The sequence below is a fragment of the Crocinitomicaceae bacterium genome (assembly GCA_016708105.1).
Lineage (GTDB): Bacteria > Bacteroidota > Bacteroidia > Flavobacteriales_D > Crocinitomicaceae > JADJGJ01.
This window is the reverse complement of record JADJGJ010000001.1, coordinates 2,204,637-2,220,327: the sequence shown is the minus strand read 5'-3', so window position 1 is coordinate 2,220,327 and position 15,691 is coordinate 2,204,637. Positions and strand designations below refer to the sequence as shown.

Annotated in this window: 8 protein-coding genes; 3 read left to right on the top strand and 5 right to left on the bottom strand. The window is 37.6% G+C overall.

All coding sequences use genetic code 11. From position 1 onward, the window contains the following. Window positions 1-92: 92 nt before the first annotated feature. The 4 genes from IPH66_09715 to xseA all read right to left on the bottom strand — a co-directional run bounded on the left by IPH66_09715 (window position 93) and on the right by xseA (window position 9,108). Window positions 93-5,648 (bottom strand): hypothetical protein, encoded by a 5,556-nt coding sequence (locus tag IPH66_09715; GenBank protein ID MBK7129622.1) that lies wholly within the window; start codon window positions 5,646-5,648, stop codon window positions 93-95. A 463-nt stretch (window positions 5,649-6,111) separates the two neighbouring features. Continuing rightward, window positions 6,112-6,474 carry a hypothetical protein gene (locus IPH66_09710; GenBank protein ID MBK7129621.1) on the bottom strand — a complete coding sequence of 121 codons (363 nt, stop codon included), beginning with the start codon at window positions 6,472-6,474 and terminating at the stop codon, window positions 6,112-6,114. A gap of 129 nt (window positions 6,475-6,603) precedes the next feature. Further along, on the bottom strand, window positions 6,604-7,605 hold the full coding sequence (locus IPH66_09705; protein ID MBK7129620.1) for a hypothetical protein: 1,002 nt from the start codon (window positions 7,603-7,605) through the stop codon (window positions 6,604-6,606). Between the two features lie 105 nt (window positions 7,606-7,710). Beyond that, on the bottom strand, window positions 7,711-9,108 hold the full coding sequence (xseA, locus tag IPH66_09700) for an exodeoxyribonuclease VII large subunit (GenBank protein MBK7129619.1): 1,398 nt from the start codon (window positions 9,106-9,108) through the stop codon (window positions 7,711-7,713). A gap of 259 nt (window positions 9,109-9,367) precedes the next feature. Between xseA and IPH66_09695 the strand changes: the two genes are divergently transcribed. After that, window positions 9,368-10,693 (top strand): carboxypeptidase regulatory-like domain-containing protein, encoded by a 1,326-nt coding sequence (locus IPH66_09695; GenBank protein ID MBK7129618.1) that lies wholly within the window; start codon window positions 9,368-9,370, stop codon window positions 10,691-10,693. 93 nt (window positions 10,694-10,786) lie between these two features. On the opposite strand, the gene IPH66_09690 is transcribed toward IPH66_09695, so the two are convergent. After that, entirely contained in the window at window positions 10,787-11,884 is a 1,098-nt protein-coding gene (locus IPH66_09690) for a hypothetical protein (GenBank protein MBK7129617.1), read from the bottom strand. 206 nt (window positions 11,885-12,090) lie between these two features. On the opposite strand from IPH66_09690, the gene nadA reads away from it, so the two are divergent. Further along, on the top strand, window positions 12,091-13,086 hold the full coding sequence (gene nadA, locus IPH66_09685) for a quinolinate synthase NadA (protein ID MBK7129616.1): 996 nt from the start codon (window positions 12,091-12,093) through the stop codon (window positions 13,084-13,086). A gap of 215 nt (window positions 13,087-13,301) precedes the next feature. Beyond that, window positions 13,302-15,671: a TonB-dependent receptor gene (locus tag IPH66_09680; GenBank protein MBK7129615.1), complete on the top strand. Its 2,370-nt coding sequence runs from the start codon at window positions 13,302-13,304 to the stop codon at window positions 15,669-15,671. The last annotated feature ends 20 nt before the right edge of the window (window positions 15,672-15,691 follow it).

Genomic DNA, 15,691 nt, shown 5'->3' with positions numbered 1-15,691 from the left:
GAAAATAAATCCGGAGGGATTAAACCAACTGGCAACATTTTACTCACCATTTGGTTAGGCTAATCAACCCTACGAAAAGCGCCTTCAATTTTTTATTGCACCACGTTTACCCATTGTCCTTTCACTCTGCTGTACACCGTATTGTCATACATAGCTTCCACCGCGATGCCCGGCAAATAGAATTTTCCAAGATAGCTTGAGTTGAGTTGCACTCTGAATACTTTAGTTGAGTTTACATCCAAATCAAAATACGTTTGAATACGATCATCACGAATATCCTGATAAGTAAAATAAGATGAGTTATTAGAATTATATTCATCCATTCGGCTATTGTGAATTTCCCAGCCTGACGGTACAATTTGTGTCAGTGCCAATTCTTTCAGATTACCTCGTAACCCCGTGTTTTTTACCTTGATCTCTGCAATAAAATCTGTGCCTTGTTTCATGTTGGCGATATCAATTTTATTGTTTTTCATGTCAAAATATTCTACACTGAGTGAAATATTATTGGCTTGTGGCTGTTCATTGCCCGCAACCGGAATTCCTTTTGTGATCAACCTGATATAAATTACGCCGGTGCTGGTATTTTTAACCATAACCTCATCTGCTTTTTCATTCAATTCAAAACTAATCATACTTAAATCTGAATTGCGCGTTCCTTTATTTCCGTCAATGTCAAAAGCAAAAGTCAATTTGGTTGCTCCTTTGTATGCGCCTAAATATTTACTAACAGCCAATAAACTATATGCCGTGGTTTGTGTGCTCATCCAGGTTTCATCATTCAATTTATCTGCCAGATCTTTTGCCAATTCTGCCGCATCATTTTTCATGTTGAGTAACACTAATGTTTCAACTATCATGGCTTGATCTCTTACGTCAGAACCAAAGGTGTAAGATAGTTCAGTGTATTTAGGAACAGATTTTCCAAATCCTTTGATGAGTTCAATTGCTACTTCACGTTGTCCTGCAATTTTATATGCAGCAGCAAGTCTCCAGCGCGCAGGTAAAGAAAGATCAGTGCGCTCACGTAACCGATTCATCAAACCAAGTTCAGCTTTGCCGGCTAAGGCAAGGGTATATAAACGATAGGCCTGGGTTAAATCATCGTAGTAATATCCTTGTACACTTTCGTTTGCTTTGTTCCAATTCTTTGCTTGCTTTTTCTGGTAATTCAACCATTGATTTTTCATTCCGGCAGGCACGGTGTATCCCTTTTTCTCTGCTTCAATTAAAAAGTGACCGGCGTAGTTTGTTCCCCACTCACTGTCATAAGTTTCACCCGGCCAATATGCAAATCCTCCATTGGATGTTTGGAATGAACGAATACGCTCAATGCCCGCATTGATATTATTTTGTATCTGCAATTTTTTTGTATTGTCAAGTTCCATAATATCTGCGAGGAATAATTGTGGAAAAACGGCTGATGTAGTTTGCTCAATGCATCCGTGCGGATAATGAATCAGATAATCAAGACGCTTACCCAAATCAATAGCAGGGAAATTTGACACTTCAAGAAATGCACGGTTTGTTCCTTCAACTCCAAAATAATTTACATTGCCGGTGAAAGTTTCTTCCGGATTCAATACCTGATCAACCGTTACAGTTTGTTCAGCATTTGGTGTGCGCACATCAATTTCAATTTCAAATCGGGCTTTCTCTGACCCGCTGGTGGCAACAATACTCACTGTTCCAATTCCGGTTTTTTCTGATACCTGCAATTTGAAATTTGCCAGCTTGTCTCCAATTTCAGAGAAGCTGAGTGTCTGAGTTTTTTCTCCATCAATTTTGAAAAACTCATTAGTGGTTACTGATACACTTACCTGACTGATATTTTTTTCCATGGCAAAAACGTTCACCGGTAAAGTCACTGTTTCACCCGGTCCAACAACTCTCGGCAGTGTAGCTAACACCATCAAAGGATTTCTTACCGGAACGGTTTTTTCTGTTCTGCCATACGCTGTTTCTTGCCCGGCAACAACCATTACTCTCACTGACCCAACGTAGTTTGGAATTTGAATAGTGTGTGAATTAATTTTTCCATCAGTTTCAAACGGACCTAGAAAGCGCACCATAGGTTCAAAGCGATTTGCCTTGACTGATTTTCTGTTGAGTCCATCTTCATCACCACCAATAGCTAATAGTTTATCCATTTCTTCAGCGTAGGTTCCAAGTACATAATCATACATGTCCCAAGTTTTCACACCCAATGCTTCACGTGCATAAAAATGTGTCCATGGATCAGGCGTTTTGAAACTGGTCAAATCCAATAATCCTTCATCGACAATTGCCAAAGTATAGGTCATTTTTCTGCCATTTTTTTCTCCTACTTTAATGGTTGTTGTAGTTTCTGGTTTGAGAACATCCGGCATTTGAATTACGGGTTCTAGGTGTGAAAGAGGATCTTCTACCGTAATTGGCATCACACCGTACATGCGAATTGGAAGATCATTTTTAGTAGTTGCGTAAGGTTGAACAAGTGTGACATGGATATAAACATTCGGATCCATTTCTTCAGTTGTTGCAAATTCACATTTTGTTTCTCCTTTTGTTGTTTCAATCCAGAATTTGTCCACAATTTTTGTTCCGCTTTCAATACTGATCAAAGCTCGCCCTTCTTCAGGTGTAGGAATGGTTAGCTGCACAAACTCTCCTTTTGAATACACTTCTTTATCTGTTGAAAAAGTGAGCATGGTGGCATTTTCTGAATTGCTGCGTGACGAGCGATATTCATAAGGCCAGTCAACATAAACTATTTTTCCGGTGGTGTGACCTGAGGCTTCGTCTTCAACTAATATGAGATAGCGTCCCCATTCAGGTTGGTTGACTCTGAATTTGTAGATTGCTTTTCCGCCTGCCGTGGTTAGATTTTTTTCATCAACCGGAATGGTAGAAACGCGCGAGATATAACTTGCCAGATCATTGTCATAGCTATCCCACCACCAACGCCATTCTAATTTATACACTTTTACGTTGACTGAACTTGAAACAAATCCTCCGTTTTCATTGAGGGTTACTATTTCAATCGGATGATCTTTTCCGGTAACCAGGGTACCACCATACATGTCACCTTCTGGTACACGAATACCCGCATATTCAGTGTAGGGCGAATAAGTAACTGAGGTGCGGTCAATACTGAATTCACCTCCGTTTTCAAAAACTTTTGTGGTGAAATATGCTTTCAACATTCCGGGTGCAGCATCAGTGAGCTGAATGCCATGATCAAAATTCAGTTTGCCATTTGCATCCAAATTCCCTTCAAATATCGTTCTGTCTTCTGAAGCAAATTCTTTCAGCGGATCATCAAAAATAAAACGATCAAATTTTTTAAATGATGTAGTAGTTGCAGTGAGGTGAACATCTACTTTTGTTTTTAGTCCGCCTGCAACTGCACCGTGTAGCCATGTTACATCTAGATTTACATTTCTGCCGGATTTTTGATTGAGCTTTTCACCGGCAAATTTTAGATTGATTTTTAGGCGATTTGGTTTTACCGTTTCAATTTTAAGTTGTTTGAAATAGACACGATTACCTACCGTTACTTTTGCTGTGTAATTTCCGGTAAGGGCATTGTCTTTAGTTTTTAATCTGAAATCATATAATCCATTGACTGATGTAGTTCTGATTTTTTCATAGATAATATTTCCTTTTGGATTGATGAGTTCCATTTTAACCGGATGTGATGCCGGCAATACATCACTTTTATCTTCTAGCATGAATGAAAGGAACAAGCTGTCGCCAGGTCGCCATACACCTCGCTCAGTATAAATGAATCCCTTGATTCCATTTTGAACTGTCTCGCCACTCACATCAAATTTACTGAGAGATAAACTTTCTCCATCATTCAGTTTTAGATAGCCTTTTTGTCCTTTGTGTTCAGCAACCACAACGAATGGTTTTCTGTCCATACGAAGTTCTCCCATTCCTTCGGCATCAGTACTTGTCTCACCTAAAAGTTGTTGTTGAAAATCATAGAATTTTAATTTTACCTCACTCAATGGATCGGTAGTAATTAGATCTGTGGTGAAAATGTGCATGGTTTTATCACCGCCTGCTTTGGCAATTATTCCAATATCTGAAACAAGTACATTGCGTTCTTTATAAAGATTTTCATAAAAGCGATCATGGCAAGGATCCTTGCGTTGGCGTCTCATTTCATCGTAATCATAATCGTAGTTATAATAATCACCTTCATAATAATCATAATCGTAGTAGTAATCATCATCGTATGATCCGTACCAATCTGCCTCAGTCCATTCTTCATCTGAACCGGTAAATGCAAAAGCGGTTAGTGATTCATCAATGTTAGGTTGATCAGTACATTCATAAATAGAGTATTCTTTTTTAGCAGATAATTTGATGCGGTAGATGGCGCCAGGTTCAAGGTCAGTATATTTTCTTAGATCAATGGAGAAATTATTCCAGTCACGTAAATTGAGATCACCGTCAGGATTCAATTCAACACGCTGCTGGTAAACTTCACGCCCAACTCGTCTGAGCTGATAGGTTCCGTCATACGAATTGGATTGAAAAAATTGCAATACATTGTCTTCATAAATTTTTATAATAGTAACATCCACAGCGCTGAGATTAACTGCCTTGAAAGGGAAGTGAGAATCGTTTGATCGCGGCACAATGGTTCCTTCTCCCAGCAATTCAATCTGCGGAGCAATATCTTCAAAATATACTCTGTACGCTTCGCGTGATTGGAGTTTTTGTCCGCGGACATTTTCTATACCCGCATCAATATTTACGTACTCTGAACCTACAATGCGCTCAGTAGGGTAGAGGATGACTGCCTGATCTTCAACAATCATTGTTACATCATGATCATTCAAATAAATTAAACCATCAAATAACTGAGATTTATTAAGTGGATCTGAAAAGTGAATTTTAATATACTGATGCGGCGCATGCACTACTTCAACATCTACCACCACAAATTCATCAAGTGCAGGAATGTTCAATTTTTTTTCACCGGTTGTTTCAATGCCTGCGCCTTCACCGTTCCAATTCAATGAAAGATTTGAACGATCATTTTTACGTTGAATATCATTCACTGTAAAACTCCAGGTAAACTTGTTTTCTTTTTTTAAATCAACATCCAGGTTGTTTCCATCTTGTGTTGCGTGAATAATATTTAATACATGCGTTGAATCAACCAAATCATTGAAATGAATTTTGCCATGTAAACGTTGTCTTGAAAAATCAGCAGTATTATAAGGAGAGAACTGATCAAGTTCAACTCTGAAATCTTTTTTAATTGTTCTGAAATTAAACTCAAACAATTCAAATCCCGGTTCAACTTCCATAAGACTTTCAAGGTCAAGAGAACCTTTATAGCGCACACCGCTGTGCAATGGGGTAACGGGATCAAACTCTAGGGTTTGATCATCAGCCCAACTTACAATTCCTTCAGCGTTTGGAGTAAGGGAAAAAATATCAGAAGGATCGGTTTCTTTTTTTTCAGGTGAGACCGGATCTTTGAGTTTCACTCTAACTATACCGTCTGATGAGATGGTGCCGCCGGTAAATGCAGATACGTATCGTGAATATTCAGGATTGATCTGAACAAGTTCAGCGTCTTCCACTTTTCCGGTGCCACAAGCAAAAAGCAGAAGGGGCAGCGAGTAAATCAATAATTTTTTCATACGGCTTGAGATGAGGTTGATGGAGTCAAATGTAATTGAGGTGAAGATACAAGACAATAGACACTCACCTTATTAATAAAGGTAATTATTATCCGTAATCCAAATTTGATTATTTGTTAAAACCATTGAGTCAGAGGCTGTATCCTCCACTCAATACTCTCTCCAAAGTAGAAGAAGACCAGTACACACGAGTTTCCAAAAAGTGCGAACTAACGTCACTTCCTCTCTCTCCCGGTGAGAGGAATGAGAAGAGAGAAAAAAAACACGAGGGTTAACAAAAAGTGCGAACTAAGGTCACTTCCTCTTTCTCCCGGAGAGAGGAATGAGAAGAGAGGAAAAAAAAACACGAGGGTTACCAAAAAGTGCGAACAAACGTCACTTCCTCTCTCTCCCGGAGAGAGGAATGAGAAGAGAGGAAAAAAAACACGAGGGTCAACAAAAACTGGCAAATTTCCTCCCTCCTTTACTCTGAGTAGGATTCAATGCCGTCTTCAGTGACAATATACGTTTTACGTTTACCGGCTTCACGTGAAAACAAAATATCAAATACAATTTTATCGTTGACTTGCATTTTGATCATGGCATAATCTTTATACTTATCTGAATGTACCTGATTGCGGCATGAAGGGCAAGCAAATGCAACCAATTCTCCATCGGTAAATTTAACTTCCGGTTCATGTGAGTATTCATAATTGCCAAAAGAGGTAGCTAATCTGATAGTGCCTTCTTCTCCATTAGATCGTTTAGTAGAAAGTGAAATAAATCCTTCTGAATTAAGTTGGTGTGTGCAGTGCGGGCAATGAAAGTTGCAGTTTCGGATGTCCATAGGGTTTGGGTTCAAAGTCAATAAAATGTACCAAGGTTTGCCTTGAATCGCAAATCTTTTAGACGAATGCATTAAATTGACAGATAAACCGCAGTTATTTACCTAAAACGTTTTACAGGATTTAAACTTTTAGATCAGAATCTCAGTTTCGCGAATGTCGCTTTGAAATTTATTTCCGGGATAAGCGTCATTGTAATCAAAGTTAAGCCAGATAAATCCTTTAGCATCTTCGTAATAATAGATGGATTTTCCTTTGGCTTCTTCAATGAAGAATACATTTTTTATCAAGTATACCACCGTTTCAAGATCTTTGGAATTACCAAATTTCACTTCAGGATACATGTGTCCTCCACGTTGTCCATTGCGCTCAACTACGGTGCGTATCAGGCGTACTTCACCACCAACCGCTTTGATACACGACGCCATGAAGATGGAATAATCATCACAGTCTCCTTTAAAATTGTCATCATAATTCAATTGTGTGAGTGTTTCACTTGCCTTGGAATAATATTCTTCACCTACCGGATCATACACGTATTTCCAATGTCCATATATCTCTTTAAATATGCTGAAAAATTGTACCCATTTTTTATTCTTTGATAAATAAGATTCAGCTTCAAAGTGTTTAACCGCAATGCTGGCGGCGTAATTTCTTACTTCGGGCTTATCATAATCAATGGCATTGCGCAATTCTTGTTCTCTTGAAAAAGTAGTGTTGCTGTAACTGAATTCATTTTCAAGCGAATTTTCTGAGAGGTTATAAAGAAATTCAGAGTAATCATGATAGAGATGATCTAAGGTATAGATGCCTGAAAAATTAGTAATGGTCAGTACCACTAATCCTGCAATCATAATGATGTATACTACAGTTCTGAACTTTCGCAACAAATAATATGCTACAAAAAAAATCAGCAAAAAGAGAATGATATGATCTAAACGTATTCCGTTTGCTCCAATATTAATTTCCAGTGCGGGAATGTATTTATAGAGCAACATGAATAGCGGCATGGTTAGCAAAGCTGCTACCAAACCCAGAATAACAACTGCATATCCGTGATGCTTGTCTGAGTGTGATTCATTCTCCTTTTTTTCCGGAGCAGATGCTGTATGTTGATCTTTGATTTCAGCCATTGCTCAAATTTAATGAGATTTTATTTTCTGAACCTTTTATGGATAACAACAAAAGTTAAATCTTATGCTACTTGCCCCTGAAGTACAATGAATAGGCAGTAAAATTTATTCAGCCTTTTTTATTTCTTCAGCCTCACTGATAATAATGCCGTCAGATGTTTTAGTTACCAATTTATCTCCATTTTGCACGTCAACAGATGATTTTAGAAGTTTACCATTTACCGTAGTAATTGTGTAACCGCGCTTAAGCACATGTACCGGATCAACTAAACGAACCATTTTTTCAATTTGATTGATTTCTTCTGATTTGGTTTTGAGAAATCGTTGATTGTATTTGTTCAGTAAGTCATGCTGCGCTTGAATATCTTCTATTTCCAATCGCTTGAAAGTGGTTACTGATTTTTTAAGCAGTTGCATGCTTTGTGAAATATTTTCCCGTTCAGAACTTAGCCTGATTTTAGATTCATGAATGGCCTCAGTGGTAATTGATTTCAGTTGATGCTTTTGCTCTTGCAAAATATTTTTAACGCTTGATTTGAAAAGTTGAATACTGTGTGAAAATTGACGCTTTTCAAATTCAATCAGTTTTGGAATTTGTTGAATCAACATATCCTGAGCACGCTGCACCGGAACGGCAACATCATGGAATCTCTGCAGAAAATAATCTCCAAGTTCAGTTGGGGTAATTGCGCTTTGAAACGCCACCATTTCACACACGGTAAGGTTGGTTGAATGACCAATGCCGGTAAAAACAGGCAAGGTAAAATTGCAGATTTCTTTCGCTAATTCATAATTATTGAATGAAGATAATCCAACATCACCACCGCCGCCGCGAATAATAGCAACGGCATCAAAATGTTTTTTTACACCGGCAATTCGTTTCAGTTGATTTTGAATGGTGCGTATACTGGCATCACCTTGCAATACTGCCGGAAAGAGCATGTGGAAAAATCTGTATCCAAATATGTTTTTATCAATCACTTTAATAAAATCCTGATAACCTTTGCTGGTTTCAATTGAAATCACAGCAATGCGTTGCGGTAATAAGGCAATCTCCAGTTTTTTATTTTTGTCAAATAGATTTTCTTTCTTAAGTTTTTCAATGGTTTCTTTTTTCTCACGTTCCAACTCACCCAGCGAGTAGGATGGATCAATATCTTTAATCACCAGTGACAAACCGTATTTTGGTTCGTACACAATGGTAACAAGCATAAGTACTTTAATGCCGTCTTTCAGGGTTTCATTCAAGGTGGTTTTGAAATTCCTGTTAATTCTATCTACATCATTTTTCCAAATGGTAGCACGCATTTCACAGGTTATTTGACTCTCTTTTTTTTCGACTAATTCAGGAAAACAATGCCCGCTTTTGGCATACGCATTTAACTTATTGATCTCTGCCTTTACCCAAAAAGCGGTAGTATACCTTTCAGCAATGGTCTTTCTTATGCTGTTGGCTACTTCTGTTAAGCTGAATATTTTTCTATTGTCAATGGATTCAGGCATTGGTTAAAGATACATTTTTATTTGATTTTTTATACTTGAAAATAATGTATTCACTCATTGCGTAAAGTTGCGCTTACTTTGTTACAGGTCGCTGCTCTCAACGCATAGAGGAATTTAATTTGCACACCAAAATACCTTAAGGAGTATAAAGATTAATATGGTTTAATAGGTTTAGTACGTGGTAATTTAAAATTCTTACGATCACAAATATTTCAATTTCATTTATGGAATTTTGTACGTTTGTGCATCTATACTTTACATGAAGTTTCAAAATCTAATATCCATAATTTTAATTTTTGCAGGATTAAATTCGCTGGGGCAAACTTATGTGATATCAGGAACAGTAACTGATATTGACGGAGACCCTATTCCCGGTGCGCGCTGTTTTGTTTACTCAGACAAAAATGAAATCGTTAAAACAAATGCTTCAGGAAAATTCTATCTGAATAAAAAAAGTATCAGTCAGGATACGCTCTATGTTCAGCATGTAGCATTTGAAACGTATAAAAAAATAATCACCTATAAAACTGAAAAGCGCCTGAAACGGGATACCTTGTTTTTAGATATTGTTCTTTCCGTGCGCACGTTTCCTGATATTGTTGTTTACGCTAATACTCCTGATACCGTTTTTGGCACACAAGATTATTCTGTTGAAGATTTTGAATTTGATAAACATGGCAATTTAGTCCTTCTTACCTATGAAAAAAATATTCAAAGCGGTTGTAAACTTAGATTGATTGGATCAGGTAATGAAGAGCTTGATGTGTTTTACATTGACGGAATTGCATCAGAATTGCGTCTAGATTTCAGAAACAATATTCACCTGGTCACTGATGAAAGAATCTTTCTGGTGACAATTGTCAATCAGCAGTTTGAAATTTTTCTGGAAGACCGTGATTATTTTTTTCGCTATGTTGTGCCGGTGCTTGACACTATTGGGCCAAACATTTATTTCTCCAATTATTCTGAAATTTTTCCGGCGTTTGATTATTATGAGTTTAACCGAGATGATTCTGTATACACACCCATGCTGAAAATTGAAGATTCTCTGATGATGGAATTGTATCGTTCTGAATATAAATATGTAGATGCACGCACCAAAATATGGGCACATCAAAAACAAATTGAAACGGGCATTGATAAAGAAATTTGGGTAGGGGCAACCGTTTTTACCAACTCTATTTATTATACTCCTTTATATGCGCCGTTATTCAGGTATGGTGAAGATACTATTCTCATTTTTGATCATTATACCGATCAACTTTTTCATTATCGTCCGGGCATTGGAAAAACAGATAGTGTAATCATCAACTATCATCATGATGCGCGCAAATCAGGTTGGGAGCAACCGCTCATCCAAGATGAAGTGACCGGTAAAGTTTACGCTATTTTCAGCAGAGGCGGCTTCACTTACCTGCATGAAATCAACGCGCAGGATGGTTCAGTGAAAGCATCATTCAAGTTGTATTTCAAATATCCTGAGCGCATTAAAATCAGAAACGGGGAAGTATTTTACATCTATCGTCCGTTTGAATCTATTCAAAAAAAATATATCTATCGTGAAAAATTGGTGAGCACAACTTGAATTGTGCAGGTTGATTATCATAAACAATTAGGGAATATCAATTTTGAATTGTTGTAAAGAGCAATTTTTTACTGTGTGTTCTTGTAAAATCAACTACTTTCTTTTTCCTCTTTTCTGTTTAACCCGATCACCGGTAATTGCTGAGCGAGGTCCTTTGAAACGGTTGGTAAATTGAAATTGAATTTTTCTAACCTTGCCGTTCTTTTTAGTTTTTTGATTTACGTTTTCAATGGGAGCAATAGCACTGGTTCCGCCATTTGGTGCATTAGGATCAACCGGGTTAATCCATTTTCCATCTTCTGTTCTGTATGATGAATCACCTTCACCATCCGGATAATATCTTTTAATTTCTTCTTCAGGATCATTATAAGCAATTACATCTTCAACATAAACCCAAATACCGTTTTCCCATTTGTATCCGTCGTAGGTCATGTCAGGAATATAATAATCATACAAACCTTCCAATTGAGGAGTTTCAGGTACTAAGTGATCAAAAACAATGGCCCCTAAATTATCATTCATGCGCACCGTGATAATTGCTTTTTCAGAATATTCAAAAAACACACGGCGCAATAAATGTTGTGATCCGGGTGCCTCTTGAAAAAGCGGATAGCCCATGCGAAGAGTTTTTCCTTTGAAATAAAATACGTCCAATATTTTTCTGTTTGTTGTTTGATCATTTCCGTTGTACCCAAATATGGTGTAGAGTGTTTTGCTTCCCTTTTTTACCGGAACAATATTGTAGTACAAGGCTCCATACCAATGATCAGCAGTTAGAGTATTGTCAGGCCTTGGCGGTATAGTTAAACGATCTTCAGTAAGTTGAATCACGTGATTGCTTTCATCGTTTAGTGGCTTAACCAAAAAACAAAAATGACTGTGCATTCCGATTTCATCTTCAATGTTCCAGTTGAATAACCTAAATGCACCATCCGGAGCTGCAATGGTAGACATCGTTGTCCAACTAGAAAAAGGGTAGTTAAGTACTCCGGGATAAACAAGCAGATTTTTTATCTCATCAACCAGCGTCATGTTGATTATTTCGCGGTCCATGTCAGTCTGCGCTTTGCGCAAATTGGTAAGAATTTCTGCAATTTCACCTTCTTTGCGTATCAGAAAAGTATCGTTCTCAATGCCTTTAGCCCCAGCTATGGCAGGAATAAAAAGCGCTATGAGAATCCATTTTTTCATATTGTTCTGATCTATCAGTTTTAAAAGATAACGCGGAGCATTCAAAACGTAACAAACAAAGTTAGGGAAATAATACCATAGATTCAAACTTTGCTACTGCCCTTGAGATTGTACGCAGAAATGATCTTATGGATACGTCCGAGTGCAAAATGAAAACAGATGTAGTGTCATTATTTAAGGTAAATTTGTATTTCAATTCAGTTATTATGGAATTTGAAGAGGCACGAAAACAATTGAATGAAACTGGTTATCTTGATTTGAAAATACCGGCAGGCATTGATTTGGTTGCAGAAATTAAAAAACTTAAACAAGAAAAAAATGCGGTGATTCTTGCCCATTATTATCAAGATGGCGCAATCCAGGATTTGGCAGATTATGTAGGAGACAGTTTAGGTTTATCTCAACAAGCAGCAAAGGTGAATGCAGACATGATTGTGTTTGCCGGAGTACATTTCATGGCTGAGACAGCGAAAATTTTAAATCCGGATAAAAAAGTAGTTTTACCTGATTTAAAAGCAGGTTGTTCACTCGCTGATTCATGCCCCGCATCGGCATTTGAACCTTTTGTCAAAGCACATCCTGATCATGTTGTCATCACGTATATCAATTGTTCGGCTGAAATCAAAGCACTCAGTGATTTAGTTTGTACTTCATCTAACGCCGAAAAAATTGTGGCATCAGTACATAAAGAAACGCCCATTATTTTTGCACCGGATAAAAATTTGGGAAAATATATCATGTCTCAAACAGGCCGTGAAATGTTGTTGTGGGATGGTGCCTGCATAGTGCATGAAGCATTTTCCATTGATAAAATTCTGGATTTGCATCGTCAGTATCCAAAAGCTGAAATCATCGCGCATCCTGAATCTGAATCTCATATTCTAAAAATCGCAAACTATGTTGGTTCTACTTCAGGCATGATTGATTACGTGAAAAAAAGTGATGGCAAAGAATTTATTGTGGCAACTGAAGCAGGTATTCTTCACAAAATGAAAAAAGATGTACCGCATAAAAGTTTGATTCCTGCACCCATTCATCAAAATGTTACATGCGCATGTTCTGAATGCCCATACATGAAATTGAATAGCTTAGAAAAACTTTATCTCTGCATGAAATATGAATTGCCCGATATTCATGTACCTGAAGATGTGCGCAAAAGAGCCCTGCTTCCAATTGAGCGGATGCTGGATATTTCAAAGTGATCAGAACCTGTCTTTACATTATACCGGATTACGCAATAGAATTACACACCCACTGGGGTTGCAAAATAAAAAAAACATTCTGTAGGCACAGGTCGCGACCCGTGCCTACGTGGAGAATCTAATTTTGCAACCTGAAGATACATCTTTCCAATTCTATTGCTTAATCCGAGATTGTCTCAGGATAATTAACCTATTGAATTTACTATCTTAGCTGCATGCGTGCATTTTTCTATTTGACCATATTGTTATTTCTGGTGGTGTTTTCGACAGAACTGATTGCGCAGCAAACACAAGTTATCAGGGGAAGTGTGATTGATCGTGATTCAAAAAATCCGCTGATAGGTGCAAAGGTGGTTGTTATGAATACTGAACCGTTGTTAGGTGCAATTTCGGATCACAACGGGAATTTCAGAATAGACAACGTACCTATTGGACGGCATACCTTACGAATTACATTTGTTGGATATGAAGATTTAATTTTACCTGAATTGATTGTGAGTGCAGGTAAAGAGGTGATTCTAACGATTGAGCTCACTGAAGCCTTGAGTCAATTAGGTGAAGTTGAAATTGTAGCTGACAATGAAAAAGGAAAACCCATCAACGAAATGGCCGGCAACAGTGTTCGTTCGTTTACAGTTGATGAAGCCGGGCGTTTTTCAGGTAGTTTTAATGGTGATATTTCTCGTCTTGCACAATCGTATGCCGGTGTTTCAGGAGGTAGTTTTTCAAATGAATTAATTATTCGCGGAAATTCATCCAAAGGTTTGTTGTGGAGATTGGAAGGCATTGAAGTGCCTAATCTCAATCACCTTTCAAGCAACGGAAGTTCAGGTGGAGGATTCAGTATTTTAAGTGTAAACGTACTCAAGAATTCTGATTTTTATACCGGTGCTTTTCCGGCTGAATATGGCAATGCTTTATCAGGTGTATTTGATGTAAAACTCAGAACAGGAAATGATGAGCAACGAGAATATTCAATACAATTTGGTTTTATCGGCGTTGAAGCAAATACTGAAGGACCCTTTTCAAAAAAATCCAAATCATCTTACTTGATCAATTATCGTTATTCAACTACCGGAATTTTTGAAGCCATTGGATTAGATGTTGGCGGAAACACTTTACCGGTTGTGCATGATCTCACCATGAAATTTAATTTTCCAACGCAAAAAGCAGGCGTGTTTACCTTTTTTGGAATTGGCGGATTAAGTCACGTGGGTGTACCTGCAGTAAAAGATTCTCTGCAATGGAATAGTCGGGATGATCGCTTTGATCAGTTCATGAATTCTGATATGACAGCAACTGGGCTAATACATAAAATTCTGCTTGGCAAAAGATCTTATCTTAATTCCTACGTCTCATTTTCAGCCAGCAGATTAGGTGATAGAAATGATTCACTTGACAATGTGTATCAATTGCAGCCGGTGAGCAAATCATCATTTATTGAATATGCTTTTCGAATTTCAACTACTTGGAATTGTAAAGTAAATGCAAAAAACACCATTCGCCTTGGAGGTATTTACAGCGTGACCGGTTTTGATTTGCATGCAGAAAATTTTGTGCAGAATATTGTATTTCTTTCTGGTGACGGTACAACTTCAATGTCTCAACTGTACTTGCAATGGAAACATCGCTTCACTGAAAAAATAACGCTTAATACCGGAATTCACGCGCATTATTTTGCTTTATCTGATGCGCCGGTGGCTGAACCCCGGCTTGGCTTTGTATGGGATATTAGCAGACGTCATAGCATATCAATCAGCGCAGGTAAACATAGTCGCACTGAACCGCTGACATTTTATTTTGTAGAGAAAACAGATGCTTTTGGAAATGTATATTACCCCAATCAAAACTTAAAACCTACTAAAGCGCTGCACGCGGTGTTGGGCTATGATTTTAGAATCACTGAAAACCTGCGGATACGAATTGAAACTTATTATCAGCACTTGTATGATGTTCCGGTTGAAGCTGATAGTAGCAGTGGTTTTTCTGTGTTGAATTATAGTGTGTCTTTTTTATCTGTGATAGATAATCAAGCCGATGTACCTTTTGTAAATAAAGGAACCGGAACCAATTACGGGGTTGAATTTACATTGGAAAAATTCTTCACTAATCATTATTATTTCCTTGTCACTGCATCGCTCTACGAATCAAAATATGTTGCTCTGGATGGTGTTGAACGAAACACGCGCTTCAATAATAATTTTATCTGTAATTTTTTGGGAGGAAAAGAATTTCCGGTTGGCAAAACCAAAACAAATTTTATTGTCACCGACATTAAACTCATGTGGTCAGGCGGAGCGCCTTTAACACCCATTCTTTTGGATGAATCTATTGCTCAAGGCAAAACCGTGTTTGATTTAGATCATAGATACGAAGAACAATCATCTGACTATTTCAGGATTGATTTTAAAATTGGTTATCGCAAAAACGGATCTAAGTCTACGCACCATCTTTTTCTGGATATTCAGAATCTGACAAATCATAAAAATGTATTTGCACAATATTATTCACCTGAAGAGCAGACGATAGAAACCATTTACCAGCTTGGCTTTGTGCCGATATTTAATTACCGGGTACAGTTTTAGTTATCAAGACCAATCGGTTG

What these genes read in the sequence shown, in the direction of transcription:
- IPH66_09715 (MBK7129622.1), bottom strand. Translation starts at nt 5,648, where the DNA reads ATGAAAAAATTATTGATTTACTCGCTGCCCCTTCTGCTTTTTGCTTGT.
- IPH66_09710 (MBK7129621.1), bottom strand. Translation starts at nt 6,474, where the DNA reads ATGGACATCCGAAACTGCAACTTTCATTGCCCGCACTGCACACACCAA.
- IPH66_09705 (MBK7129620.1), bottom strand. Translation starts at nt 7,605, where the DNA reads ATGGCTGAAATCAAAGATCAACATACAGCATCTGCTCCGGAAAAAAAG.
- xseA (MBK7129619.1), bottom strand. Translation starts at nt 9,108, where the DNA reads ATGCCTGAATCCATTGACAATAGAAAAATATTCAGCTTAACAGAAGTA.
- IPH66_09695 (MBK7129618.1), top strand. Translation starts at nt 9,368, where the DNA reads ATGAAGTTTCAAAATCTAATATCCATAATTTTAATTTTTGCAGGATTA.
- IPH66_09690 (MBK7129617.1), bottom strand. Translation starts at nt 11,884, where the DNA reads ATGAAAAAATGGATTCTCATAGCGCTTTTTATTCCTGCCATAGCTGGG.
- nadA (MBK7129616.1), top strand. Translation starts at nt 12,091, where the DNA reads ATGGAATTTGAAGAGGCACGAAAACAATTGAATGAAACTGGTTATCTT.
- IPH66_09680 (MBK7129615.1), top strand. Translation starts at nt 13,302, where the DNA reads ATGCGTGCATTTTTCTATTTGACCATATTGTTATTTCTGGTGGTGTTT.